The 24,096-nt window shown below is 37.1% G+C and carries 23 protein-coding genes; 14 read left to right on the forward strand and 9 right to left on the reverse strand.

Annotation, left to right across the window (positions count from 1 at the left end; translation table 11 throughout):
- Positions 1 to 18 precede the first annotated feature (18 nt).
- Both IW15_RS19925 and IW15_RS19930 read right to left on the reverse strand, forming a co-directional pair.
- Positions 19 to 1,500 (reverse strand): trehalase family glycosidase, encoded by a 1,482-nt coding sequence (locus tag IW15_RS19925; RefSeq protein WP_034714965.1) that lies wholly within the window; start codon positions 1,498 to 1,500, stop codon positions 19 to 21.
- A 2-nt stretch (positions 1,501 to 1,502) separates the two neighbouring features.
- A complete protein-coding gene (locus IW15_RS19930; RefSeq protein WP_034714967.1) occupies positions 1,503 to 2,732 on the reverse strand; it encodes an MFS transporter in 1,230 nt (409 codons plus the stop codon).
- 123 nt (positions 2,733 to 2,855) lie between these two features.
- Between IW15_RS19930 and IW15_RS19935 the strand changes: the two genes are divergently transcribed.
- Positions 2,856 to 3,761, forward strand: coding sequence for an AraC family transcriptional regulator (locus IW15_RS19935; protein WP_034714969.1), 906 nt, complete (start codon positions 2,856 to 2,858; stop codon positions 3,759 to 3,761).
- 104 nt (positions 3,762 to 3,865) lie between these two features.
- Complete coding sequence (locus IW15_RS19940; RefSeq protein ID WP_034714971.1) at positions 3,866 to 4,153, forward strand: DUF3892 domain-containing protein; 288 nt, start codon at positions 3,866 to 3,868, stop codon at positions 4,151 to 4,153.
- A gap of 108 nt (positions 4,154 to 4,261) precedes the next feature.
- On the opposite strand, the gene IW15_RS19945 is transcribed toward IW15_RS19940, so the two are convergent.
- Positions 4,262 to 4,819: a thioredoxin family protein gene (locus IW15_RS19945; protein ID WP_185097433.1), complete on the reverse strand. Its 558-nt coding sequence runs from the start codon at positions 4,817 to 4,819 to the stop codon at positions 4,262 to 4,264.
- 153 nt (positions 4,820 to 4,972) lie between these two features.
- Between IW15_RS19945 and IW15_RS19950 the strand changes: the two genes are divergently transcribed.
- The 4 genes from IW15_RS19950 to IW15_RS19965 all read left to right on the forward strand — a co-directional run bounded on the left by IW15_RS19950 (position 4,973) and on the right by IW15_RS19965 (position 11,951).
- On the forward strand, positions 4,973 to 5,569 hold the full coding sequence (locus IW15_RS19950) for a TetR/AcrR family transcriptional regulator (protein WP_034714976.1): 597 nt from the start codon (positions 4,973 to 4,975) through the stop codon (positions 5,567 to 5,569).
- Between the two features lie 361 nt (positions 5,570 to 5,930).
- Positions 5,931 to 7,091, forward strand: coding sequence for an efflux RND transporter periplasmic adaptor subunit (locus tag IW15_RS19955; protein ID WP_034714978.1), 1,161 nt, complete (start codon positions 5,931 to 5,933; stop codon positions 7,089 to 7,091).
- 42 nt (positions 7,092 to 7,133) lie between these two features.
- On the forward strand, positions 7,134 to 10,316 hold the full coding sequence (locus tag IW15_RS19960) for an efflux RND transporter permease subunit (protein ID WP_034714980.1): 3,183 nt from the start codon (positions 7,134 to 7,136) through the stop codon (positions 10,314 to 10,316).
- A gap of 222 nt (positions 10,317 to 10,538) precedes the next feature.
- Positions 10,539 to 11,951 carry an efflux transporter outer membrane subunit gene (locus IW15_RS19965; RefSeq protein ID WP_034714982.1) on the forward strand — a complete coding sequence of 471 codons (1,413 nt, stop codon included), beginning with the start codon at positions 10,539 to 10,541 and terminating at the stop codon, positions 11,949 to 11,951.
- A gap of 285 nt (positions 11,952 to 12,236) precedes the next feature.
- On the opposite strand, the gene miaA is transcribed toward IW15_RS19965, so the two are convergent.
- Positions 12,237 to 13,151, reverse strand: a complete 915-nt coding sequence (gene miaA, locus IW15_RS19970) for a tRNA (adenosine(37)-N6)-dimethylallyltransferase MiaA (protein ID WP_034714983.1) — start codon at positions 13,149 to 13,151, stop codon at positions 12,237 to 12,239.
- 132 nt (positions 13,152 to 13,283) lie between these two features.
- On the opposite strand from miaA, the gene IW15_RS19975 reads away from it, so the two are divergent.
- The 3 genes from IW15_RS19975 (at position 13,284) to nadA (ending at position 15,848) form a co-directional block, all read left to right on the forward strand.
- Positions 13,284 to 14,141, forward strand: coding sequence for a YicC family protein (locus tag IW15_RS19975; protein WP_034714984.1), 858 nt, complete (start codon positions 13,284 to 13,286; stop codon positions 14,139 to 14,141).
- 70 nt (positions 14,142 to 14,211) lie between these two features.
- The gene (gmk, locus tag IW15_RS19980; RefSeq protein WP_034714986.1) at positions 14,212 to 14,778 is read left to right on the forward strand and encodes a guanylate kinase; all 567 of its coding nucleotides are present in this window, start codon (positions 14,212 to 14,214) and stop codon (positions 14,776 to 14,778) included.
- Between the two features lie 50 nt (positions 14,779 to 14,828).
- Entirely contained in the window at positions 14,829 to 15,848 is a 1,020-nt protein-coding gene (gene nadA, locus IW15_RS19985; protein WP_034714989.1) for a quinolinate synthase NadA, read from the forward strand.
- A gap of 38 nt (positions 15,849 to 15,886) precedes the next feature.
- On the opposite strand, the gene IW15_RS22895 is transcribed toward nadA, so the two are convergent.
- From IW15_RS22895 to IW15_RS22655, 5 genes are all read right to left on the reverse strand, one after another.
- Positions 15,887 to 16,054, reverse strand: a complete 168-nt coding sequence (locus tag IW15_RS22895) for a bacteriocin-like protein (protein ID WP_165585233.1) — start codon at positions 16,052 to 16,054, stop codon at positions 15,887 to 15,889.
- A gap of 51 nt (positions 16,055 to 16,105) precedes the next feature.
- On the reverse strand, positions 16,106 to 16,327 hold the full coding sequence (locus IW15_RS22640; protein ID WP_131368602.1) for a hypothetical protein: 222 nt from the start codon (positions 16,325 to 16,327) through the stop codon (positions 16,106 to 16,108).
- Between the two features lie 34 nt (positions 16,328 to 16,361).
- Positions 16,362 to 16,550 carry a bacteriocin-like protein gene (locus IW15_RS22645; RefSeq protein ID WP_131368603.1) on the reverse strand — a complete coding sequence of 63 codons (189 nt, stop codon included), beginning with the start codon at positions 16,548 to 16,550 and terminating at the stop codon, positions 16,362 to 16,364.
- 36 nt (positions 16,551 to 16,586) lie between these two features.
- The gene (locus tag IW15_RS22650) at positions 16,587 to 16,769 is read right to left on the reverse strand and encodes a bacteriocin-like protein (protein ID WP_131368604.1); all 183 of its coding nucleotides are present in this window, start codon (positions 16,767 to 16,769) and stop codon (positions 16,587 to 16,589) included.
- A gap of 75 nt (positions 16,770 to 16,844) precedes the next feature.
- On the reverse strand, positions 16,845 to 17,030 hold the full coding sequence (locus IW15_RS22655) for a bacteriocin-like protein (protein ID WP_131368605.1): 186 nt from the start codon (positions 17,028 to 17,030) through the stop codon (positions 16,845 to 16,847).
- 399 nt (positions 17,031 to 17,429) lie between these two features.
- Between IW15_RS22655 and thrA the strand changes: the two genes are divergently transcribed.
- The 5 genes from thrA (at position 17,430) to IW15_RS20010 (ending at position 24,032) form a co-directional block, all read left to right on the forward strand.
- On the forward strand, positions 17,430 to 19,880 hold the full coding sequence (gene thrA / locus IW15_RS19990; RefSeq protein ID WP_034714990.1) for a bifunctional aspartate kinase/homoserine dehydrogenase I: 2,451 nt from the start codon (positions 17,430 to 17,432) through the stop codon (positions 19,878 to 19,880).
- A gap of 117 nt (positions 19,881 to 19,997) precedes the next feature.
- Entirely contained in the window at positions 19,998 to 20,945 is a 948-nt protein-coding gene (locus IW15_RS19995; RefSeq protein ID WP_034714992.1) for a homoserine kinase, read from the forward strand.
- 10 nt (positions 20,946 to 20,955) lie between these two features.
- On the forward strand, positions 20,956 to 22,260 hold the full coding sequence (gene thrC, locus IW15_RS20000; RefSeq protein WP_034715226.1) for a threonine synthase: 1,305 nt from the start codon (positions 20,956 to 20,958) through the stop codon (positions 22,258 to 22,260).
- A 4-nt stretch (positions 22,261 to 22,264) separates the two neighbouring features.
- On the forward strand, positions 22,265 to 22,633 hold the full coding sequence (folB, locus tag IW15_RS20005; protein ID WP_034715228.1) for a dihydroneopterin aldolase: 369 nt from the start codon (positions 22,265 to 22,267) through the stop codon (positions 22,631 to 22,633).
- Between the two features lie 34 nt (positions 22,634 to 22,667).
- A complete protein-coding gene (locus IW15_RS20010) occupies positions 22,668 to 24,032 on the forward strand; it encodes a DUF4403 family protein (RefSeq protein ID WP_034714994.1) in 1,365 nt (454 codons plus the stop codon).
- Positions 24,033 to 24,096 lie beyond the last annotated feature (64 nt).

Below are 24,096 nucleotides of genomic sequence, written 5' to 3' on the forward strand. Positions count from 1 at the left end.
TGACTTTTTTATATTTGTTTAGTTTAGTTTCAACTTTAAATAGACTCCGTTTGTCCAGCCAAATCCATCTTGATTAGGATATTCTCCACCTCCCGCAATCGTTTCCGTGTCTAATGCATTATATTTTTCCATCAGTTTTCCGGTGTTGTTATACACCCGCTCTACGTTGGAGCACCAATTATTTTTTATTTCCTCTGCTATTGCTGTAAAGCCGTAATTCATCATTGCTTTATAACCCAGCCATTGATAAGGAGCCCATGCATTGGGAAGATCCCACTGCTGTCCGCTATTTTTCGTAGTCGTCACAAGTCCGCCCTGGTACAGAAATTTTTCAGCTATGATTTCAGAAACAGCTTTTGCCTGTTCCTCATTGGCCAATCCCAGGAATAAAGGGTAAAGAGCAGCAATATGTTCAGAAGATGTTTTTTTGTGTTTTTTTAGGTGATAATCTTTATAAATTCCGGTATTTTCATCCCAGAAATAGAGATCGATCATCCGCTTTCTGTCAGCTGCTCTTTGAGTAAAATAATTATCTTTTTCTGTGAAACCCTGAAGGGCTGAAGACTTTGCCAATGTTTTTTCCAAATGCCATAACAGGCAGTTTACATCTACCTCAGCAATATTCAGTGTTTCTATCGTTTGTATCGTTTCGCCGTCTTCAAACCACCTGCTGGAAAAATCCCAGCCGGATTCGCAGGCACTTCTTATATTTCTGTAAAATTGCTCACCGGAAGCATTTTCAGCATCTTCAATATCTATGACATAACTTTCTGGTCGCGGGGTGTTTTCAGCATCATAATAACGGTTTAAAACATCACCCGAATTTATTTTCACTACCCTTTTTATACTTGAATCCTTTTCAAGCCCCTCTTCTCCGTCCATCCAGAATGCATATTCTTTTTCTAAAGTAGAATGGTATTTCGTGTAAATGGTTTCATCTTTTGTCGTTTCAAAAAGCAGATCAAGCATCAGCGAAAAGTAAGGCGGTTGGGAACGGCTTAAGAAATGAGTCCGGCTTGCGTTAGGTACAAATCCTACATTATGAATCAGGTAAGAACAGTTTTCAATGATATTTTCCATCATTTCCACTCTTCCGGAAACCTGGAGTCCAAGCATGATAAAATAACTGTCCCAATAGAAAAACTCATTAAAACGGCCGCCGGGAACAATGTAAGGTTTAGGAAGCTTCAGCAATGTCCCTTTCTCTTCATATGCCGTGCGCGTCAATTCATCCCAAAGCTTTTCTATATGCTGGTCAATCGGTAATTGTTTTTCTCTTTGAATGGAAATTTTTGCTCCTAAAAAATCAAAATTCTTCAGTACAAAATCTTTCAGATTAAAACCATCAGTCTCTTTTTCCTTTTCATATTTCGCATTAATTTCAGCAATAGGAAATAACGGAACAGCATCAGTCATCATCTTTTGGTCTGAAAAAATCTTCGACCGCTGGACATCATCAAAAAGACTTTGAATTTCGTTTATGTATAGTTGATTGCTCATGTTTATTTTTTAGGATTTATTTTTAATTTATTCATGAAAATTGCAGAAATGATCAATAAGGTCAACGGGATCAGGGAGAGATAAAATGCCCGCTGTCCACTGAATTCCTGAAATACAAAACCGGTAATGATGGAGCCTACCGTTCCGCCAATGGCAGAAAAAACAACAATAAGCCCGGACATTGAACTGTGTAAATATTTTGGAATCGAAGCAAGAATTACAGAATTAATGCTTGGATAAATTGGTGCCAGCAATCCGCCCATTAATGGGAATAGATATACTACTAGAGGTGCATTAAACCAATTGGTAGTGGCATCAATATGAACGCTATGGGTTAAAGGCAATACCAGAATAAGGCTGACCGCAAAGCCAATTACACAGAAGGAAACAACATAGATCCAACTGAATTTTTTCGAGAAGAATCCCGATAAAAATCTTCCCAGCGCAAAAGCTCCCGCCAAAACAGCACCCGCCTGTATACTCATTGAAGTTGGAACTTTTAAAATTTCCTTATAAAAAGTAGGAGTCCAGGTCTGAAAACTTTGTTCTACCAACACAAAAAGGAAAGCGCATAATAAAAAGAACAAGACTTTTCTATAACTGAATAAACTAATACTGTTTTTAATATCACCCAACAGATCTGTTTTTTCACTTTTCGCTTCTTTCTCATTTAGTTTAGAAAAGGACAAAAACAAAAATGACAGGGTTGACAGAATTCCCAATACCCAGTATACATTGAGCCAATGGGTAGATTTTGGATTATGATCATCAATAAACAGACTGAAAATGACATTTCCCACCAATACTCCGATCATGAAAAATCCTTCTAAAAATCCCATAAAACTGGAATGTTCTTTATCGGTATCCGTAACAAGACCTATAGAGGTGAAAACCGAAATCTTTATCAGAGCGAAAGAAATTCCCACAATGGCAAAAAGTAATTTGAAAAACCAGAAATCATTTGAAAAAGGCATCACAAAGCACATACAGCTCACCAAAAATAAAGCAATCAGCATCGAATTCTTGATTCCTATTTTGGGTAAAAATGAGGCTAAAATAAATGAACAGATCGCAATGGGAAGATCTTTAAAACCTTCCAAAACACTTGCTGAAGATTTCGATATTCCAAAATTCTGCTGCACCTGAAGGATTACCGTTCCTACAGAATTCAACAGAATCGCAAATACGAAATAGTTCAAAAATAAAACTGCCTTAATATTGAAATTTTTCATTAAAATAATTTCTTGACGGCTAAGATAGAAGCATTTGTCTTAACGTTAATTTAACATAGTAAACATATATTTGAACTATATTAATATAATTATTATTTTTACTGAATAAATAACATTAATTGAATGAAAGTTAGTTTCGAAAGGATCATTCCCAATCAAAAAAGCTCTTTCCGTACCCTTCACAACAACTCTCCTATTTCAGAGTTTAAATGGGAGTATCATTATCATCCGGAAATTGAGCTGGTCTGCGTGGCTTCCGGCAGCGGAACCCGCCATGTTGGCTATCATAAAAGCAATTATTCGAATGGTGATCTCGTCCTGATAGGAACAAATATTCCACATTCTGGTTTTGGACTGAATTCTATTGATCCGCATGAAGAAATTGTGCTGCAGTTCCGGGAAGAGATCCTGCAGTTTCCACAACAAGAGGTTGAAGCCCGATCGATTCAAAATTTACTGGAACTTTCAAAATACGGGATTCATTTTCATCATAAGATTAAAAAATCGATTCTTCCCAAGTTGAGACTCATGGTAGAATCTGAAGGCTATAAAAGATATTTGCTCCTACTGGAAATCCTTTTTGAGCTTTCCCAATGTAATGATTATGATCTGCTGAATAAAGAAATCATGCCCTACACGATTATCTCAAAGAATAAGACCCGTCTGGAAAATATCTTCACGTATGTAGAGCACAATTATGAAAAAGAAATCAATATTGATGATGTAGCCAAGCTCGCCAATCTGACTTTACCCGCCTTTTGTAATTTTTTCAAAAAAGCGACCCAGATCACCTTTACAGAATTTGTAAACCGCTACCGGATCAATAAAGCCTGTTTATTAATGGTGCAGGATAAAAGTATTTCAGAATGCAGCTACAGCTGCGGATTCAATAATGTGACTTATTTTAACCGAATGTTTAAAAAATATACAGAGAAAACACCATCTGAATTTATTAAAAACCATTCCCATAATAAAGTGAAAGTTGACTTGAAGGTTGAGAGCGAGGTGAAGGTTAAAGCTAGTTTTTAAAGATTAATCCAAATAATTCTTCTGTTTATGGAAAGCCGTAAGGATAAGCAATTAGGATCATTTATTTTCGTAAAAATAATATCAACAATCTTAATTACAAAATTATGGCAATTACAATTACATGTATCAACAAAGACAGTGGAAACCATGAAAATCCTAATTTAGCAATTACCCATTTGGGATGGATAAGTACGGAAGGGAAACTAGTTAAAAATACCAGATTAGAAATATACAATTGGATAAAGGATGAAAATGGTATAGCCTATGTTACAGATAGCAATAATAAAGTAAAAGTTATTACTGCTGAAACCAGTAATGGAACAAAGTACTTAAAAACTGAAGCAGATAGTTCAACAAAAAATAATCTCCTATCACTTCCTGAGTGTAAATAAAATCATTCATTACTAAAATTAAATAAAAAAGCTGTTCTCTGAGAGAACAGCTTTTTCTATTTTGCAGGTAAAAGCTATCAACTGATAACTCTTAGCAATCAACGAAATCTACTTCCATTTAATATTACATCCCATACTTGGTCTTTGAATCTCTTCCTGGAGCTCACCTAATAAAAGGTTTTCAAAAGCGATGATAAGATCTTCACCGGTAACATCTTTATGATTTCCCGGTCTTGAATCATCCATCTGCCCTCTGTACACAAGATCTAATTTTTCATCAAAGAAATAAAAATCAGGGGTACATGCCGCATCATATGCTTTTGCGATCGCCTGGCTTTCATCGTATAAATAAGGAAAGTCGAAATTTCTTTCGATCTGGAATTCAATCATCTTTTCCGGAGAATCTGCCGGATATTTTTCAACGTTGTTGGCATTGATGGCGATAAATTCTATTCCTTTTTCGTTGTAATCTTCATATAATTCATTCAATTTATCAATTACATGAAGAACAAACGGACAATGGTTACACATAAAAATGACCAAAGTTCCTTTTTCTCCTTTCAAATCATCTAATGACTGAACTTCATTAGTTTTTGATGGATTCGGAAGTTCAAAGAAAGGTGCCTTTGTTCCTAATGCTAACATATTTGAAGGGGTATTCATAATCCTTATTTTTCTTTACGGCAAAGATAAAATTTCTTTTATGAACTGACAATTCGTGTTTTATAAACTTGCGTTAAATGTTAAAATCCAAATATTATTTGGTTGGTATGGGTAAATGTTTGTAGTTTTGCTAACACTGTTAGTAAAAAATAATCAATGGGCCTACATGAACGTCGCCAAAGAGAGAAGGAATCCATCCGTGCAAATATTTTGCAGGCTGCCTTTACATTGGCTAAAACAGAGGGCTGGGCATCACTTTCCATTCGTAAAATAGCGGATGCTATTGAGTACAGTGCACCGGTTGTTTATGATTATTTTGAAAATAAAGAAGCCATTTTATATGAAATTTCATTAAACGGTTTCCATTGTCTGCATATAGAGCTGCTAAAAGCTCAGAAAAAACATGACAATCCCGAGGATCAATTGATCGCAATTGTAGATACCTACTGGAACTTCGCTTTTAAAAATAAAGAATATTATCAGCTGATGTTTGGTCTTGGAATGCAGTGCAGCGGTAAAGGAATGATGAAAGAAGAATTTTCTTCGTTCCAGGATATGATTTATGACTGCACACATGAGATTATTAAGAAAAACGGATCGAATCCTGATAATGCATGTCATATGTCTCACGCGTTATTTTCAGCAGTACACGGCCTTATTTCAATTATGATGATGCGTAATACAGATATTCCGGCAACGATGAACAAAACTACCCTTGATGAAACAGTAGCAGCTTTTGTTAAGTCTTTGTAAATTTTTTTTGAATCAAAAATTAACGCTGTTAGGAAAAATAACATGGAATAATTTAACATTATCCAATTATAAATTAAAATAAACTTTAAAATGAAAACTAATTTCATATCACTATTATATGCCATTTTTTTCCCTTATCATTAACACTGTTAGGAAAAATAACATCACCAATCGTTAAGATACAATCAACATTAAACAAATAAACTGCAATTATGGAAACGACAATTTAGCACTCTATTAAGAATTCTGTAATTTTTTTTGAACTAATTATTAACAGTGTTAGAAAAATTAACAGGATTTATTAAAAACAACATTACAATACTTTAATTTCAAACTCTTCATTAAAAATTTAAACTTAAAAATGAAAATACCTGGAAAAACGGGGATTATTGTACTTATATCAAGTATCATCCTTTTACAGAACTGCAGTAAAGCCGCTGAAAACTCAAATCAGGCTCCTTCTGCACCAGCATTGCCGGTTTATACGGTAATTACTTCTCCAGCTACAACATATCAGGAATTCCCGACAGCATTGGAAGGGAAAAACAATGTAGAAATAAGATCTCAGGTAGACGGTTACCTGGACAGAATATATGTAGAAGAAGGATCTTTTGTAAGAGCGGGACAGCCGTTATTTAAAATAGATTCAAGAGCATACGGAGAACAAATGAATATGGCACAGGCTAATTTACAGGTTGCTGATGCCAACATTCAGAAAGCTAAAGTGGAAGTAGACCGACTACAGCCACTGGTAGCCGCAAAGGTAGTTTCTGAAGTACAGATGAAAACTGCAAAAGCTAATTATGCAGCAGCAGTTGCCTCAGCAGCTCAGGCCAAAGCATCGGTAGGAGGTGCCAGAATTAATGTAGGATTCACGACCATTACAGCACCTGTAAGTGGTTATATCGGAAGAATTCCTTACAAAAAGGGAAGTTTAATCTCCAGAACAGATCCTAACCCTTTGACGTTATTGTCTGATATCAGCGAGATTTATGCTTACTTTTCTTTAAGCGAACTGGATTTTATTGCTTTTCAAAATAAATATCCCGGAGCTTCCGTAGAAGAAAAGCTGAAAAACATGCCAATGGTAGATTTGGTAATTGCTGATAACAGTACCTATTCTGAAAAAGGAAGAATGAGCATTGTTGATGGCCAGTTCGATAAAAGTACGGGAGCCATCAGTGTACGTGCCGTATTCCCTAATGCACATGGTACATTAAGAACAGGAAATACAGGGCGAGTGCGCTTACCTCAGCTCCTGACCAACGTAGTGGTTATTCCACAAGAATCTACTTTTGAGATTCAGGATAAAACCTATGTATATATCCTTGGCAAGGACAATAAAGTAACCAGCAAACCTATAACCATCTCTGGAAAAACAGACAGTTATTACTTCATCTCTGAAGGACTTTCTGCAGGTGATAAGATTGTATACACAGGACTTGGCAGCTTAAAAGACGGCGCTTCAATACAACCGAAACCGATCTCTTCTGACAGCCTGCTGAAAGCAAAACCTTTGTAAACATCTTTACTAATACAGAAGACTTAAATAAATAAACTTCTTATGTTAAAACAATTTATAGAAAGACCGGTACTCTCTACGGTCATCTCCATAATACTCTTATTATTGGGAGCACTGTCTCTCTTTAATTTACCCATTGCCCTCTTTCCGGATATCGCTCCACCGAGTGTTCAGGTAACCGCCTTTTATCCGGGAGCGAATGCTGAGGTAGTGGCGCGTTCTGTGGCAACTCCGATTGAGGAAGCCGTGAATGGAGTGGAAAACATGACCTACATGACTTCCAACTCCAGTAATGACGGAACGATGACACTGAGTGTATTTTTCAAGCAGGGATCTGATCCCGATAATGCTGCGGTAAACGTACAAAACAGGGTATCAAAAGCAATGAGCCAGCTTCCTCAGGAGGTTGTTCAGGCCGGAATATCCACTCAGAAGGTACAGAACAGTATGATCATGTTCATGGGATTATCGAGTGATGATCCAAAACAATATGATGAGCTTTTCCTTCAGAATTACCTTAAAATTAACGTAATTCCTCAGATTCAGCGTATTCCGGGAGTTGCTCAGGCTCAGGTGTTCGGGACAAGGGATTACTCCATGAGAATCTGGCTGAAACCGGATAGATTAGCAGCCAACAATCTTTCTCCACAGGAAGTGCTTGCAGCGATTAAGGATCACAATCTTGAAGCTGCTCCAGGACGTCTTGGACAAGGGAGTAAAGAAACGTATGAATACATTCTTAAATACAAAGGAAAGCTGAATAAAGGCGAAGATTACGAAAGTATTGCGATTAAAGCCAACAGTGACGGTTCATTCCTGAGATTAAAAGATGTAGCAAGAGTTGAATTTGGTTCTTATACGTATACTGCAACGAACAGAGTAGACGGAAAACCGGTTGCCGGATTTGCGATCCTTCAAACTGCAGGTTCAAACGCGAACGAAATCTTAACGGAAATTGAGAAACAGGTTGATCAGCTTAAAACCACACTTCCAAAAGGAGTGGAACCGATCATCATGTACAATTCCAAAGACTTTTTGGATGCTTCTATCCATCAAGTAGTGGAAACACTTGTCATCGCATTCGTTCTTGTATTTATTGTTGTATTTATTTTCCTTCAGGATTTCAGATCTACATTAATTCCGGCTATTGCCGTACCGGTTGCGATTATTGGTACCTTCTTCTTCCTTCAATTGTTTGGATTTAGTATCAATATGTTAACCCTGTTTGCATTGGTACTCGCCATTGGTATTGTAGTGGATGATGCAATTGTGGTCGTAGAAGCTGTCCATTCGAAGATGGAACAAACCGGAATGCCGGTGGAGCAGGCAACACAGAATTCCATGAGTGAAATTTCCGGGGCTATTATTTCCATTACCCTGGTGATGTGTGCGGTATTTATTCCGGTAGGATTCATGCAGGGACCTGCAGGAGTTTTCTACAGACAGTTTGCCTTCACTTTAGTGATTGCGATTCTGATCTCTGCAGTCAATGCGTTAACGTTGAGCCCAGCTTTATGTGCAATGTTCTTAAATGATCCTCAGGGAGAGTATGGTGAACACGGTCATAAAAAAGGTTTTGGAGCAAGATTCTTCAATGCCTTCAATGTGAGTTTCAACAATATGACTAAAAAATATATTTACAGTCTTAAATTTTTAATTAAAAATAAATGGGTTGCCGTAGGAGGTTTAGTCCTTATTACCGCAGCAAGTATTTTCTTAATTAAAAAAGCTCCTTCAGGATTTATTCCTACGGAAGATCAGGGATTTGTATTATATGCGGTAAATACTCCTCCGGGAAGTTCACTGGAAAGAACCCACAGAGCTACTGCCCAGATTGATAAAATCATCAATGGAGAAAAGGCAACCAATCACCTTTGGGTAGCAGATGGAATGAACTTTATCAGTAACGCCAACGCCTCTCCTTATTCTGCAGGTTTTATCAAACTTAAAGATTATGATAAACGTGGCGATATGAAAGATCCTAACGAAATCGCCGCAACATTAACAGGAAAAGTGAGCCAGGTAAAAGATGCCAATGCATTCTTCTTCAACTTCCCTACTATTCAGGGATTCGGGAACGTTTCCGGTTTTGAATTTATGCTTCAGGATAAAACCAACGGTTCTTTTGAACAGTTAGGAACCACCACACAGGCATTCATCGGGGAATTGATGAAACGTCCGGAAATTGCGTTTGCATTTACCACTTATGCAGCCGGAAACCCACAATACACTATTGATGTAGATACGGATAAAGCAAATCAGCTGGGGGTTTCTGTAACGGAACTGATGCAGACGATGCAGATTTATTACGGAAGTAGTTTCGTGTCGGATTTCAACAGATTTGGTAAATACTACAGAGTAATGGCACAGGCAGACGTTGCTTACCGTACGGATATTAATTCTCTGGAAGGAATTTATGTGAAAAATAAATCCGGGGAAATGGTTCCTGCTAAAACACTGGTGACTTTAAAGAGAAGCTTCGGACCTGAAACGGTAACAAGAAACAACCTCTTCAATGCAGTAACCATCAATGGAACTCCTAAACCGGGTTACAGTACCGGAGATGCCATTAAAGCGGTAGAAGAAGTAGCCAAACAATCGCTTCCAAGAGGCTATGGCTATGAATGGACCGGGATTACCCGTGAAGAAATCAAAACAGGCGGACAGACTATATTCGTCTTTATGTTGAGTATCCTATTTGTGTATTTCCTGTTAGCAGCACAATATGAGAGCTATATCCTTCCGTTTGCGATTATCCTTACCATTCCTACAGGGATTTTTGGAGTATTTGCTTTCACAGGTTTAGCCGGAATTGATAATAACATTTATGTTCAGGTAGGATTGATCATGCTTGTAGGGCTTTTGGCAAAAAATGCGATTCTGATTGTAGAATTTGCTGTTCAGAGAAGAAAAGCAGGGAAAACACTGATTGAATCGGCACTTCAGGCTTCAAGACTGCGTCTAAGACCTATCTTAATGACCTCTTTCGCATTTATTGTAGGGATGCTTCCGCTGATATGGACTCAGGGAGCTTCTGCACAAGGTAATCATTCCATTGGGTACAGTACCGTAGGAGGAATGCTTACAGGAGTAGTGTTCGGAGTGTTCATCATTCCGGTGATGTATGTGATCTTCCAGTACCTGCATGAAAAAATGCCAAGCAGAAAAAATAAAAGATTGCTAAAACAAAAACAACAGGAAGAACTTTTAGCATCTTCTCATTAATAAAAATGATTTACAAAACTTTGAGAATATTTTTAAACCACAAACCTTTCATAAATAGCTACAGTCATCTGTGAAAATCTGTGAAATCAGTGGTCAATAAAAAATAGAGCAGCAACTATTCAAACTGCGATTATAAAAGCAAAGCATATCTCCTACTAAAGACTACTTTGTATAAAAGATCTCTCAAAGTTTTGTATTCAATTAAAAGTTTATATAAAAACTATGAAAAGAATTAAGAATATTTTTCTAACCATTATATTAGCTGTCATTGCGGTTTCTTGTGTAACAAAAGTTGCATACAAGGAACCGGACTTACAGCTTCCTGAGGAATTCCGGTTTACAGCTACTGCTGATACGGCAAGTATTGCCAATCTGGAATGGAAACAGTTTTTCAGTGATCCTATTCTTCAAAACCTGATAGAAAAAGGAATTACCCATAATTACGATCTTCAGATTGCATTAAAGCAAGTGGCTTCTTCACAGGAAAAACTGAAACAAGCGAAATATCTTCAATATCCCGATGTTGGTTTCGGAGTTTCAGCACAGATTTCCAAGCCTTCCAAAAACAGCATGAACGGGCAGAGTCTTAATTTATTTTTAGGAAAAGACTATGTTGAAGATTATAATGCAGCATTCAATTTATCTTGGGAAGCTGATATCTGGGGTAAAATTAAAAATCAACAGGAGGTTTCAAGAATGCAGTACCTGCAAACATATGAAGCCACTAAAGCGATCCAGACACAAGTGGTCGCAGCAATTGCCCAAGGATATTATAACCTGCTGATGCTTGACAAACAAATGGATATTGCAAAATCCAATTTGGAATTAAGCAGCAATACGTTGTCTATTACCCAGAAAATGTGGGAAAGCGGAGATACAACTTCTCTCGGTGTACAGCAGGCAACAGCACAGAAGCAGTCTACAGAACTGTTGATTACTCAGCTGGAACAGAATATTGCCATTCAGGAAAATGCATTGAGCATCCTTGTCGGTGAAAATCCAAATACCATCAACAGAACAATCGAAATGTCTGATACCTCTTTGCCACAAAGTATTTCAGCAGGACTTCCTGCAGCAATGGTGAGCCGTCGTCCGGATGTTCGTCAGCAGGAATTGTTTCTGTTAGAATCCAACTCGATGGTAGGGATTGCTCAGGCTAATATGTATCCTGCGTTGAAAATTACCGCTACCGGAGGAGTAAATTCTTTCAAAATAGACAACTGGTTTCAGATTCCGGCATCTTTATTCGGATCGGTATTGGGAGGACTTACCCAGCCTATTTTTCAAAAGAGACAGTTGAAAACAGATTTGGCAGTGGCTAAACTTCAGAGAGAGAAAAATGTACTGGCGTTCCGTCAGTCTGTTTTAAATGCTGTGGGAGAAGTTTCTGATGCGTTGGTTTCTAATGAAAGTTTAAAAGTCCAGGAACAGAAAGCTACAGAGCAGGTTCAAACGTTGAAAGACGGTATAAAAAGTGCCCAAATGCTTTATAAAGGCGGCATGGCAAATTATTTAGAAGTAATTACCGCTCAGGGAAATTCTTTACAGGCAGAACTTAATCTTGCATCCGTAAAAAGACAGAGATTAAGCAGCATTGTAGATTTATACCGGGCGTTAGGTGGCGGTTGGAAGTAGTAAATTAAATTATATTGTTAATGGAATGCGGTCTTTCGGGATCGCATTTTTTGTTTTAATTGAAAGAAAGATTTATTTCCACTTATACTGTTACTGTCATTCAGAACGAAACAAAGTGAAGTGAAGAATCTATTTCTAGCGTGCAAAAGATTCTTCCTTCGTCAGAATGACAATTCTACCATTAAGGACAATGAAGAAAAATAAAATAGATTTTAAGACTTAAGACAAATCCAAACTTAATATTCTTAACCTCTTAATAAAAATTTTAATGGTTAAAAATTACATTTATTTTTGAGTTTGTAGAGTAATATATTCAATCAATCTATCAAAATCCTCCTGCGAATATCCCAATTTCAAATAATGAATATCATCCGCTTTCCGGTACCAGGTCAATTGGCGTTTTGCATACCGCCGGCTGTTTTTCTTAATTTCAGAAACGGCAAAATCTAAATCCCACTCTCCGTCGAAATACTTAAATAATTCAGCGTAGCCTACCGTATTTAGAGCCGTCAGACCTTTATATTTTTCAAGACCTTTGGCTTCCTCCAGCAGGCCTTTTTTCATCATAATATCCACTCTTCGGTTGATCCGGTCATACAGTTCTTCGCGGGTAGCTTCAATCCCAATTCTGATAACTTTAAAATCTCTGGAATCCTGGGAAACAGCAATCAGTTCAGAATACTTTTTATTCGTCTGCCAGATGACATCAATTGCTCTTAAAAGCCTTCTGTGGTTATGAAAATCTACGACTTCGTAATAATCAGGGTCCAGTTCTTTCAATAGTTCCTGAAGTTTTTCAATTCCTTCAGTATCCATAATCTGTTGTAATTTTTCCTGATTTTTAGTATTGGCTTCGGGAAGATCATTCAATCCTTCAATCACTGCTTTTTCATACATCATACTTCCACCGACAAGAATGACGGTTTCATGATGTTCAAAAAGCTCATTGAGTTTTTTCAGGGCATCCTCTTCATACTGCCCGATAGAATAATAATCCTGTACCGATAGGTTTCCAATAAAATGATGAGGTGCCTCGGCAAGTTCCTCTTCTGATGGTGAAGCAGTACCTATTTTCATTTCCTGAAAAAACTGACGCGAGTCACAAGAAATAATTTCAGTCTTGAAATAATTAGCAAGATCAATAGCCAGCCTTGTTTTTCCAATTCCGGTGGGTCCTACTACAGAAATCAAATTTTTCATAGGTAGGCTATTTTATTTGTTTTGTAAGGGTCATATGGAATCGTAAATCTCCATTATTGTTTGTCTTTTCCAAATCACAACGATTTCACAGTGCTAATTTAAATGTTTATCTTTGTACGACAATAAAAAACTATGATTTTATCAATGACCGGCTTTGGTAGAGCCGAAGATGTTTTTGAAGGAAAAAAAATAACCGTAGATGTTAAGTCACTGAACAGCAAAAGCTTTGATTTAAACATCAAGATACCGTTGCGATATAAAGAGAAGGAATTTGAAATCAGGAAAATTCTTAACGACAGAATTATCCGTGGAAAAGTAGATTGCTATATCAATATCGAGAATCTTGAAGAATCCAATGATGTAAAAATCAATAAAAATCTTATTGATTCTTATATGAACGAACTTCGCAACATTGCTTCCGATGCTCCTGAATTTGAGTATCTTAAAATGGCAGTACGTCTTCCGGATGCGATCACATCAAGACCTGATGAGCTTACAGAAGGAGAATGGGAATCGCTGGCAAAGATCGTGAGCAACGCTGTAGATAAATTTGAAAACTTCAGAAAAACAGAAGGAAAAATCTTACACGAAGAACTGGAAAAGAATATTCAGAATATCGACAGATATTTATCTGAAGTCATTCCTTTTGAAGAAGTGAGAATCAACAGTGTGAAAGAACGTTACCAGAAGTCTCTGAAAGAATTCGAAAACGTAGATGAAACCCGTTTTTATCAGGAAATGGCTTATTTTACTGAAAAACTGGATATTTCTGAGGAAAAAGTAAGACTGACACAGCATTTGAAATACTATAAGGAGGTAATGGATAATGAAGATTTCAACGGAAAAAAATTAGGTTTTATTTCTCAGGAAATCGGAAGAGAGATCAATACATTAGGTTCAAAAGCCAATCATGCTGAAATTCAGAAATTAGTCGTAATGATGAAAGATGATCTTGAAAAAATTAAAGAACAAACGCTAAACGTATTATAAAAGTTGATGGTTAATAGTTGTCTGTTGATACATAAAAACCGGCAACTATCAACTGTCAGCCAGCAGCTATATGGAAAAAGTTATTATATTTTCGGCGCCGTCGGGAAGTGGGAAAACAACCCTTGTAAAACATTCTTTAGAACAATTTTCAGAACTGGAATTCTCAATTTCATGCACGACAAGACAACCTAGAGGAAGTGAAATTCATGCGGTAGATTATCATTTTTTAAGTCCCGATGAATTCAGACAAAAAATTGCAGAAGATGCATTTGTTGAATTTGAAGAAGTATACACTGATAAATATTACGGTACGTTAAAATCTGAAGTCGAAAAAATCTGGAATCTGGGAAAAGTAGTCATCTTTGACGTAGATGTGAAAGGTGGTACTTCTCTAAAAAAATACTTTGGAGAAAAAGCACTTTCTATTTTCATTGAACCCCCTTCTATCGAGGAACTGGAACGAAGATTGATTTCACGAAACACAGATGATGCAGAAACCATCAAAACCCGTGTAGAAAAAGCAGAAGAAGAAATTTCATATGCCGGAGAATTTGACAAGATCGTCATCAATAATGATTTGGACGACGCCAAAAAAGAAATAGAAAGTTTAATAAAAAATTTTATCAGTAGTCATTAAAAACGCTTAGAAAATTTCTACTTTTAAAGAAACAAAACATTGAGGTTGATATGAGTACCGAAACATTAGAAAAAGCTAAATCTGCGATTCCTGTAAGAGGATTTTTAGATATAAAAGATATCGCGATTCCTCAAGGAAAAGAGCTTGTGAAGGCTATTCTTAAGCTTAAAGAAGAAAAAAATGCCGTTATTTTAGCGCATTATTACCAGCCTGGAGAAATCCAGGATATTGCTGATTTCCTTGGAGATTCTTTACAGCTGGCCAGACAGGCAAAAGATACCAACGCTGATATGATTGTATTCTGCGGAGTACACTTTATGGCGGAAGCTGCAAAAATCCTTAACCCAACGAAAAAAGTAGTATTGCCTGATACGATGGCAGGATGCTCTTTAGCTGATGGATGTTCAGGAGAAGGATTGAGAAAAATGCGTGAGCAGCATCCCAATGCTTTAATTGCAACGTACATTAACTGTAATGCAGAAACGAAGGCGGAAAGTGACATTATCGTAACAAGTTCCAATGCAGAAACAGTTATTGAAGCTCTTCCTAAAGACCGACCGATTATTTTCGCTCCGGATAAAAACCTGGGAAGATATCTGTCTAAAAAAACAGGACGTGATATGATTCTTTGGGATGGAAGCTGCATCGTTCACGAAGCTTTTTCTATGGAGAGAATTGCGCAGCAATTAGCTGACAACCCTAATGCAAAAATGATTGCCCATCCTGAAAGTGAGGAAGCTGTTTTAAAGCTGGCTCATTTTATAGGCTCTACTTCTGCCCTTTTGGATTATGTAGAAAAAGACGACTGCCAGACATTCATCATTGCTACCGAAGAAGGAATTCTTCACGAAATGAGAAAACGTGCACCGCATAAGCAGTTGATTCCGGCTTTAGTTTTTGATGAAAGCTGTAACTGCTCAGAATGTTTCTATATGAAACGTAATACTATGGAAAAATTGTATTTGTGTATGAAATACGAACTTCCTGAAATTATCATCGAAGAAGAACTTCGTCTGAAAGCATTAAAGCCAATTGAGGCAATGCTCGATCTTTCGAAAAGTATAAAATAAATGAAAAGCACTGTTTTTACAGTGCTTTTTTATTTCTATTACACCAAAGGTGTATAACAAGTTCCTCCTTGATTTCGCCAACAACCCCAGCCTCCTTTTCGGAAACATACATATGCTTCACCACCACAAGCATCTATCTGAATTTGCGTGAAGCCTCCCTGAATTTTTGTTTGTTCTATTCTTGAGAGTTTTTTTAGATTTTTCATAATTTATTTAGTTTAGATTAAAAATATAGAATCTCACTCTTACGACATTTTTTAAATCGCAGAGATTTGAACAAAACAATCTACGCTCACCATCACACACATTTTACAGGTCTCAGACAAGCCAAAATAAGCTTCGCAAGAAGCACTAGACGTATTATAACCTCCTCCTCCAGGACCAAAAACAATATGACTAGGACAACCGTCACAACGGGAAACTCCCGATCCGTTTACCTGTTCTAAATCTCTTCTGTTTAATTTTTTTATATTTTTCATGGTTGTTTATTTAATTTGTTGAGTTTTTTATGAGTTATAATGGAGCAATTTCAGGACACGTTATCGGATTGTTAATGTATAAACATACATTCCGTCCTTTTAAGTCCCCGCACAGTGCACAGCCTGTAGGTCCGCAATCAAGATCTTTCTGACATTGATCAGGCTGTATACTTCCGGTAATCACTCTCAGATGCTCTCTGTTTAATTTTTTTAGATTTTTCATAGTCGTTTATGGTATTAGTTTTAGTATTTGCGTTGATTATTGAGTAAGAACCGGACACGCAAGCGGATCATATAAGTATAGGCAAACCCTGCGTCCTCTGAGATCTGTACACCAGGCACAACCCGTAGGCCCGCAATCCAGATCTCTCTGGCAATCGACCAACAAGCCTCCGTTAAGTGATCGCAGGTCTTCTCTGTTTAATTTTTTTAAATTTTTCATGGTAATTTAGTTTGGTGGTGATAAAAGTATCAGTAGAAGAATTAACAAAACACTGTTTTTACAGTGTTTTATATTTTAGTCAAGAGAACATTCGTAGCTCAATAAAACCTTAGACTTGCAGCACGTTGGCAGCGCATCATAATCTGCACATGATTTTGGGAATCCAGGTCCGTAAGGTCCCGGAGGACATACATAATTACAAGTTCCACCACCATTTACTGATTTCAAATTGTCTCTGTTTAATTTTTTTAGATTTTTCATAATAATTTGATATAGTTTAGTTTATAAATATAATAAATATTTCATTTGAAACTAAAATTAATCACTATTAAAAGAATTAATATAAAAAACATCCATAAAATAGTATCTTTTACAAGGATTATAATTTCTTTTATCCATCAAAAATAAAATGTTAAAATTGAAAAAAAATGCCTGTTATCTAAAATAATCTCTACATTTGTTCTGTAATAATGAATTATTTAAGAAACATATCTGATATTTCTACCGCGAAGCTTTCTGCTTCCGGAGTATCTTCTATTTCTATTACAACTACAACAACTACCCCATAACGGGGTATATTTTCACATATTATTTCAGGTACACCTGCTCTTTTTTTAAAGAGTAATTTATTCAATTGATCATAACCTAAAAAAATAAGTGATGAAAATCCTAAAATTCGGAGGCTCTTCTGTTGCCAATGCCAACAACATCCTGCAGGCAGAAAACATTATAAAAAAAGAATCCTTACAAAACAAAATCATCGTTGTTGTTTCTGCACTACAAGGCGCAACAGATTCATTAATCAAAGCCGCAAACTACGCTTCTCATAAAGATGAACGCTATATTTGGCTTATCAAAGAACTTGAAGAGAAGCATCTTAATCTCGTAAAAGAACTGATTCCGGTACTAGATCAAAGCGCATGGCTGAGTTTTGTTAAAAAACATTTTAATGACATCGAAGATCTCTGCAACAGCATTTTTGTCTTAGGAGAATTCACAAACAGAATTAAAGATAAGATCACTTCTTACGGCGAATTTCTTTCTTCCAATATAATTGCTGCCAGATTGCAGTATGAAGGACTGGATGCTATCTGGATGAATGCGATGGATCATATTCTTACAGACAGCGCTTTTACTAACGCCAAAGTAGATCTTGAAATTACAGAAAAGAATATACAGAACTATTGCAAAGAACATCAGAACCATATTATAATTGTTCCCGGTTTCATTGCGAAAGATGGAAAAGGAAATATAACTACGCTTGGAAGAGGAGGATCAGATTACACTTCTTCTATTATGGCAGCGGCTTTAAGTGCTGACGAACTTCAAATATGGACAGATGTAAGCGGTATGATGACCGCAGATCCAAGACTGGTATCTAATGCAAAACCTATCCCCGAAATTTCGTATCATGAAGCCATGGAACTGTCTCATTTTGGAGCGAAGGTTCTCTATCCGCCAACCATCCAGCCGGTCATGATAAAAAATATAGACCTTAGGATAAAAAACACCTTTAAACCTGAGGCTGCAGGAACATTGGTTACTCACAATATCAATGCTTCAGATTCAGAAAATAGTCCGGTGGCAGTAGGAATTTCCAACATGAGCCATATTGCCCTGTTAACTCTTGAAGGCAGTGGAATGGTAGGAATTCCCGGTATTTCAGCACGATTATTTCAATGCCTGAGCCTGGAAAAAATTAATGTAGTGCTCATTACACAAAGTTCTTCGGAACATTCCATTACTCTTGCGATCCATGAAAATGATGTTGTACATGCAGAAACAGCAGTGAATTCTTCTTTTGCAGACGATGTGAAACTGAAGAGAATCGCTCCTGTAAAAATAGAGACCGGACTTTCAATCGTAGCGCTTGTGGGGGAAAATATGAAAAACAGAAGCGGTGTGAGTGCAAAAATGTTTGGCTGCCTTGGAAATAACGGTATCAACATAAGAGCAATTGCCCAAGGATCATCAGAAAAAAATATCAGCATTGTTATTTCAGAAAAAGATATCAAAAAAGCGGTCAACGTTCTTCATGAAGAATTTTTTGAATCCGAAATAAAGCAAGTTCATCTCTACCTCTGCGGAATCGGAAATGTGGGCCATAAACTGATCCAGCAGATCTACGAACAGAATGAATATCTTAAAGAACATATTTTGATTAATCTTCGGATTGCAGGACTTTCCAACAGCCGGAATATGTGCTTTCCGGAATCAGGAATTTCTAAAGACGAATGTCTGGAGCATCTCAAAAATGGAGAAAAAGCTTCTATCGAAAAATTTGCTGAAGAAATTATTTCCCGTAATCTTCGAAACTCTGTTTTTGTAGATGTTACCGCCAGTGCAGAAATTCCGAAGATTTATGAAAGCCTTCTTAAAAAAAGTGTCAACATCGTTGCCTGTAATAAAATTGCCGCTTCATCAGATTTTGAAAAATACCAGAGTCTTAAAAATACTGCTAAGAACCACAGCTGTAAATTTTTCTTTGAAACCAATGTAGGGGCTGGTCTTCCTATTATAGGAACCATTAATGACCTGATCAGAAGCGGGGATAAAATTACGTCGATACAAGCGGTCTTAAGTGGCACATTGAATTTTGTTTTCAATAATTATGACGGAAACATTCCATTTTCGGAAGTGGTAGCCCAGGCACAGAAAGAAGGATATACAGAACCTGATCCAAGGCTGGATCTCGCAGGTACAGATGTTGCCCGGAAAATTTTGATCCTCGCCCGTGAAGCCGGATATCCGCTGGAATTCCACCAGATTGAAAATATTGGTTTTCTTCCGGAAGAATGTATGCAGGGAGATGTGGACAATTTCTACCAGATGTTGCTGAAATATGAAGATCATTTTCAAAACCTGGTAGCAGAAGCGAAAGCAGGGAATAAAATATTAAAATATGTTGCCACCTTCAACCATGGCAAAGCGCAGGTAGGCCTGCAGCATATTGCTCCTGAAGACGATCTTTACCACCTGTATGGAAAAGATAATATTGTCATCTTTAAAACCCTACGATATTCTGAACAGCCACTGGTTGTGAAAGGTGCCGGAGCGGGAGCTGACGTTACCGCAAGTGGTGTCTTTGCAGATATTGTGCGTGCGGTTTGAGGGAATAATAGATGTTAGATTTCAGATTTTAGACATCAGATTCCAGACTTTAGACTTATCATCATCTTTTATTATTGATCATGAGATGATGAAAAATAATCATTATACCTAAAAAATATGAAAAAGATAAAAATAAAAGTTCCTGCTACAGTCGCCAATCTTGTATGTGGTTTTGACATTTTAGGAATGGCTGTCCATGAACCTTATGATGAAATGGAAATCAGTATTTCAGAAAATCCAGAGATCATCATCAGGCATACGGATCATTATGGGCTCCCCGAAGAAGCTTCAAAAAATGTTGCCGGAGTTGTTTTATTAAAAATTCAGGAAGAACTTGATCTCAAACACGGTTTTGAAGTCATTATTCATAAAAATATTAAGCCTGGAAGCGGGCTCGGCTCCAGCGCGGCAAGTGCCGCCGGAGCCGCCTTTGGAGCCAATATATTGCTAGGAGACAGATTATCTAAGGAAGAAATTGTACATTTTGCTATGTTTGGGGAAGAGCTCGCATCCGGAGTCCGGCATGCAGACAATATTGCCCCCTGTATCTATGGAGGTATTGCACTGGTAAAATCTTCAGATCCTATAGATATTATCCCCCTACAGTCTCCGGATTTATTTGTGGCAGCCGTTCACCCTCAGGTTGAAGTAAAAACTTCTGATGCCAGACAAATATTAAAAAAAAGCATTTTACTCAAAGATGCTGTTAAACAATGGGGAAACATTGCCGGTTTGGTAGCCGGAATAGAAAAAAATGATCATGCCTTGATCGGAAGAAGCCTGAATGACGTGATCATAGAACCGGTACGAAGTATTCTCATTCCAAAATTTGATGAAATCAAAACAAAAAGCCTTCAGCTGGGAGCTTTGGGAGGCGGCATATCAGGTTCGGGGCCTTCCGTTTTCATGCTTGCCGAACAAGAAGAAACTGCCCAACATATAGCAAAAATGATGAAAGAGGTCTACGATAAAATTGAAATTGACAGCTTTGTATATGTTTCCAAAATTAACCTAATAGGAATCGAAATCATTAATGAAACTGAAGGCAACAAGCCCCTTAACTAAAAATAATCCAATGAACTACTATAATTTAAAAGACCGACACGAGCAGGTTGATTTCAAAACAGCTACTATTAAAGGACAGGGAAAAGAAAAAGGATTATTTTTCCCTGAAGTGATACCTCAGTTTGAAAAAGAATTCATTAATAATTTATCTCAATTTTCCAATGAAGAAATTGCCTGGCGATGTATGGCAGATTTTGTTGGCAACGAGATTCCTGTTGAAGTTTTAAAAAAAATCACTGCTGAAACCATACAGTTTGATATTCCGTTGAAAAAAATCAATGACAGCATTTCTGTTCTTGAACTTTTTCATGGTCCTACCCTCGCCTTTAAAGATGTGGGTGCAGGTTTTATGAGTCGATGTCTGTCCTATTTCTTACAAGACGAAAATAAGAAGGTCACTGTATTAGCTGCTACTTCGGGAGATACCGGTGGTGCTGTTGCCCATGGATTCTATAAAGCTCCGGGAATCGATGTGGTGATTCTCTATCCCAAAAACAGAGTCAGTAAAGTTCAGGAAAAACAACTTACCGCTCTCGGTGAAAATATTACAGCATTAGAAGTGGACGGAAGTTTTGATGACTGTCAGCATCTGGTAAAACAGGCATTTGCAGATGAAGAAATTAATCATCATATCCTATTAACATCCGCTAATTCTATTAATGCGGCAAGATGGCTTCCGCAACAAATCTATTACCTGCTGGCCTTAAAGCAGTGGCAGCAATCTGAAAAAGAAGCTCCCGTGATCTGCGTTCCAAGCGGAAACTTTGGAAATATCTGTGCCGGGCTGCTGGCTCATTTCCGGGGACTGCCTGCCGATCATTTTATTGCAGCCTGTAATGAAAATGATGTAATTCCTCAATATCTTAAAACACAAACCCTTAACATCAAGCCTACTGTTGCCACCCTTTCCAATGCCATGGATGTAGGCAATCCAAGTAATTTCGTAAGAATCCTGGAACTTTTTGACCATCAATTCAACACCCTTAAAAACACGGTGTCTGGTTATTCCATTGATGATAAAACAACCCTGGAAACTATTGCAAAAGTGTATACGGAATATGGATATATGCTTGACCCCCATGCTGCTGTTGCGTATGCTTCTCTGGAAGAATATCTTACCCTACATCCTGATAAAAAAGGGTTTATTTTAGGTACTGCCCATCCGGTAAAGTTTCCTGATGCCGTGGAAAAAGCAACAAAGGTCGAAATTAAGATTCCGGATTCCCTGGGAGATTTAATGAGCAGAGAGAAAAAAACTGTGGAAATTAATTCAGATTTTAAAGAATTAAAACGATTTTTGCTTGACAAAAATTAAGGCAATGAGTAAAATATATCTTGAAGATGTAAAAATATATGGCTACCACGGTGTTCTTCCGGAAGAGAACATCATTGGCACCTATTATATTATTAATGCGGAACTGCACACCGATCTATGGAAAGCTGCTGAAACAGATGATTTGCACGATACCATAAGCTATGCAGATATCAATGAGATTATCCATAACGAGATGAATATCAAATCAAAATTACTGGAACATGCAGCCGGCAGAATCATTTCAAAGATTCATAACAGTTTTCCCCAGGTTAGCTATATCAAATTAAAAATTACCAAAACATCCCCGCCGATGCAGGGAGAAATGAAAGGAGCAAGTATTGAACTCGAGCGAAGCTTTACGTCCAATCAGTAAAATAGTATTATTTTCACATAAAAATCATAAAGAATTGAGACTTATCACCATCATATTTTTATTAAGTTGTATTAGTATTTTCGGGCAGACCAATGTCGACAACCAGCTGGCAGCTTACAATTTTCCAAAGATCAAGTCAAGTATTACGATGCCTGTTACCATTCCGCTTTCGGAAATCAGTAATATGATTAATGCGTCTGTAAAAGAACTGATCTACCAGGATGATTCTTACACAGACAATAACAATGACCAGTTTAAGGTTAAAGTATGGAAAACAAGACCTATCCGCTTGGTAGGTGGTACCAATCAGAATCTCCTGATTGAAGTTCCATTAAAAATATGGGCAGAAAAAGGAATCGGCACATTGGGAGTGTACACCTATCAGAATACAACTTTTGAAACCGTAATGTCTTTTAATACCTCTTTAAGCTTAAGAAATAATTGGACGATTGCTACCAATACCCAGCCCAACGGTTTTAAATGGGTTACAAAACCCGTTCTGGACTATGGAAAAATTAAAATTCCCATTACCTCTGTGGTAGAAAAAAATCTTAAGGAGCAACAGGAAAAATTTGCTAAAACAATTGACCAGCAAATGGCAACACAGCTGAACTTCCAGCAGTATGCAGTAATGGCCTGGAATGTTTTTTCGCAACCCTTCAATATTTCAGAAGAATACAACACCTGGCTGAAAGTAAGCCCTGTAGGAGTAAATATCACTCCGCTTACATTTTACGCTAACCAAATTGATGCTAATATTGGAATTGATATTTATTCCGAAACGTTTACAGGAAGTAAGCCAACGTCTTCCCAACCGGTGAAAACACCACCCAACTTTCTTGCCACCCCCGTTCTTGCAGATCATTTTATATTGCAGACAACAGCGAATGTTCCTTTCTCTGAAGCAACGAATATTGCGAGAAATATGTTTTTAAACAAAGAATATGATGTAAGAGGTTCCAAAATTAAAATCAAAGATATTAAAGTATACGGCGTAGAAAACCGCGTGATGATCGAAGCTGAAACGGAAGGCTACGTTAATGGAAAAGCTTTTATCTCGGGAATACCGGTATATGATGAAGTAAAAAAGAAAATTGTGCTGTCTAATACCAAATTCAATCTTAGGACTGCAAATATCTTACAGAAGACCGCTACCCTGCTCTTTAAAGGAAAAATTGTAAAAATGATTGAAGAGGAATACGGAATTCCTACACTGGAACTGGAACAGACTTCCAAAAAAAGTATTGAAGAATCATTCAATAAAGAATATTATAAGGGCTTAAAGATGACCGGAAGAGTTTTCAATGTGAAACCCAGCAGCATTCTTTTGAACCCTTTAGGAATCACCGCTGTAATTGATACTAATGCTACATTAAGGCTTATCGTTAACGGATTTTAAGTTTATAAACTAAAAACATAACCATGAAAAAAATTTTAAAAATCGTAAGATAATAAAGCTTCAT

Origin of the sequence: Chryseobacterium soli, from assembly GCF_000737705.1 — a bacterium.
Classification (GTDB): Bacteria; Bacteroidota; Bacteroidia; order Flavobacteriales; family Weeksellaceae; genus Chryseobacterium; species Chryseobacterium soli.

Coding starts and splice junctions, on each gene's coding strand:
- IW15_RS19925 (WP_034714965.1), bottom strand. CDS start 1,500: ATGAGCAATCAACTATACATAAACGAAATTCAAAGTCTTTTTGATGAT.
- IW15_RS19930 (WP_034714967.1), bottom strand. CDS start 2,732: ATGAAAAATTTCAATATTAAGGCAGTTTTATTTTTGAACTATTTCGTA.
- IW15_RS19935 (WP_034714969.1), top strand. CDS start 2,856: ATGAAAGTTAGTTTCGAAAGGATCATTCCCAATCAAAAAAGCTCTTTC.
- IW15_RS19940 (WP_034714971.1), top strand. CDS start 3,866: ATGGCAATTACAATTACATGTATCAACAAAGACAGTGGAAACCATGAA.
- IW15_RS19950 (WP_034714976.1), top strand. CDS start 4,973: ATGGGCCTACATGAACGTCGCCAAAGAGAGAAGGAATCCATCCGTGCA.
- IW15_RS19955 (WP_034714978.1), top strand. CDS start 5,931: ATGAAAATACCTGGAAAAACGGGGATTATTGTACTTATATCAAGTATC.
- IW15_RS19960 (WP_034714980.1), top strand. CDS start 7,134: ATGTTAAAACAATTTATAGAAAGACCGGTACTCTCTACGGTCATCTCC.
- IW15_RS19965 (WP_034714982.1), top strand. CDS start 10,539: ATGAAAAGAATTAAGAATATTTTTCTAACCATTATATTAGCTGTCATT.
- miaA (WP_034714983.1), bottom strand. CDS start 13,151: ATGAAAAATTTGATTTCTGTAGTAGGACCCACCGGAATTGGAAAAACA.
- IW15_RS19975 (WP_034714984.1), top strand. CDS start 13,284: ATGATTTTATCAATGACCGGCTTTGGTAGAGCCGAAGATGTTTTTGAA.
- gmk (WP_034714986.1), top strand. CDS start 14,212: ATGGAAAAAGTTATTATATTTTCGGCGCCGTCGGGAAGTGGGAAAACA.
- nadA (WP_034714989.1), top strand. CDS start 14,829: ATGAGTACCGAAACATTAGAAAAAGCTAAATCTGCGATTCCTGTAAGA.
- IW15_RS22895 (WP_165585233.1), bottom strand. CDS start 16,054: ATGAAAAATCTAAAAAAACTCTCAAGAATAGAACAAACAAAAATTCAG.
- IW15_RS22640 (WP_131368602.1), bottom strand. CDS start 16,327: ATGAAAAATATAAAAAAATTAAACAGAAGAGATTTAGAACAGGTAAAC.
- IW15_RS22645 (WP_131368603.1), bottom strand. CDS start 16,550: ATGAAAAATCTAAAAAAATTAAACAGAGAGCATCTGAGAGTGATTACC.
- IW15_RS22650 (WP_131368604.1), bottom strand. CDS start 16,769: ATGAAAAATTTAAAAAAATTAAACAGAGAAGACCTGCGATCACTTAAC.
- IW15_RS22655 (WP_131368605.1), bottom strand. CDS start 17,030: ATGAAAAATCTAAAAAAATTAAACAGAGACAATTTGAAATCAGTAAAT.
- thrA (WP_034714990.1), top strand. CDS start 17,430: ATGAAAATCCTAAAATTCGGAGGCTCTTCTGTTGCCAATGCCAACAAC.
- IW15_RS19995 (WP_034714992.1), top strand. CDS start 19,998: ATGAAAAAGATAAAAATAAAAGTTCCTGCTACAGTCGCCAATCTTGTA.
- thrC (WP_034715226.1), top strand. CDS start 20,956: ATGAACTACTATAATTTAAAAGACCGACACGAGCAGGTTGATTTCAAA.
- folB (WP_034715228.1), top strand. CDS start 22,265: ATGAGTAAAATATATCTTGAAGATGTAAAAATATATGGCTACCACGGT.